Origin of the sequence: Rhodococcus sp. IEGM 27 (assembly GCF_033142305.1) — a bacterium.
Lineage (GTDB): Bacteria > Actinomycetota > Actinomycetes > Mycobacteriales > Mycobacteriaceae > Rhodococcus_F > Rhodococcus_F oxybenzonivorans.
This window is the reverse complement of sequence record NZ_JAWLSG010000041.1, coordinates 1-1173: the sequence shown is the minus strand read 5'-3', so window position 1 is coordinate 1173 and position 1173 is coordinate 1. Positions and strand designations below refer to the sequence as shown.

Annotated in this window: 1 protein-coding gene and 1 pseudogene; both read right to left on the bottom strand. The window is 63.3% G+C overall.

Translation table 11 applies throughout. The features are described 5' to 3' along the window. Window positions 1–18 precede the first annotated feature (18 nt). Complete coding sequence (locus R4P95_RS33415; protein ID WP_317747838.1) at window positions 19–921, bottom strand: MBL fold metallo-hydrolase; 903 nt, start codon at window positions 919–921, stop codon at window positions 19–21. Between the two features lie 45 nt (window positions 922–966). Next, window positions 967–1173 (bottom strand): annotated as a pseudogene (locus R4P95_RS33410) (acetylxylan esterase); the annotation flags it as partial.

The following is a 1173-nucleotide window of genomic DNA, read 5'->3' as shown; positions in this document are numbered from 1 at the left end:
GGGGTGTGGTGTTTTGTGTTATTGCGCGCCGTCGCGGGCGGCGATTGCGTTGATGGCGGAGAATTGCAGGGTCCAGAGGTTGGCGTGGTTGGGGTATTTCGCGGACATGGTGGCGACGAGGTCGTCGGCGTCCTTCGCGGTGGGGAAGGCGGTGATGAAGTCTTGGATGTAGGAACGGGTTTGGGTGATCATGGTGTCGACGGCGTAGTCGTCGCCGTCGGGTCTGCGGTGTCCGCAGACGATCATTTTGGGTTGGAGTTTTTCCACGACGTCGATGGTGTCGAGCCAGTCCTGCCATTCGGCGGGGGTGGACAGGCCGAGCATGGGGTAGATCTCGTTGTAGATGGAGTCGCCGGCGATGACGGTGTCGATGTCGGGGATGTGCACGATGGTGGTGGGGTGGACGTCGGCTTGTTTGACTTCGATGATGTGCAGGGGGGAGCCGTCGACGTAGAGGGTGTGGCTGTCGAGGGGTTCGGGGAGGGGGCCGGCGGGGATGACGGCGTCGCCGAAGAGCAGGTTCCATTGCATGGTTTGCAGGTCCATGGTTTCTTTCATGGACTCGATCACGTGGGGCAGGGCGACGCATTTGACGTCGGGGAATCGTTCCTTGAGGGGTCCGATGCCGAGGTAGTGGTCTTGGTGGTCGTGGGTGATGTAGATGGTGGTGAGTTTTTTGCCGGTGCGTTCGATCAGGTCGCCGAGGTCCTGGACGTCGTCTTTGAGGTAGAGGGCGTCGATGAGGACGATTTCGGTTGCGCCGCTGATCAGGATGGCGGTGGTGGGGGAGAAGGTGCCGTCCGGGATGCCGGGGAATTCGACGGCGGGGACGTTGGGCCAGCGGCTGACGAAGACGGTGGCGCGGATGGGGACCGTGGGGGTGTGGGTGGGGGCCGTGGAAGTGGTGGTGTCGGTAGTCATGGGGGTACCTCCGGTTGCGGTGGTCGGCTGGAAGCTGCGGGTCGTTCAGGCGCGTAGGTGGGTGACGAAGTGGTCGCGTGCGGCGGCGGAGACCTGGTCGAAGCCGGGGCCGGTGTAGAAGTCGAAGTGTCCGCCCTGTGTGACGAGGAGTTGTTTGGGTTCGCGGGCGCGTTCGTAGGCGTCGAGTGCGAGGGCGTAGGGGGTGGAGGTGTCTTCGTTGGCGACGATCATCAGCAGTGGGGTGGGGGAGAT

Excerpts from the sequence above, each read along its gene's own strand:
- R4P95_RS33415 (WP_317747838.1), bottom strand. The coding sequence starts at position 921 with ATGACTACCGACACCACCACTTCCACGGCCCCCACCCACACCCCCACG.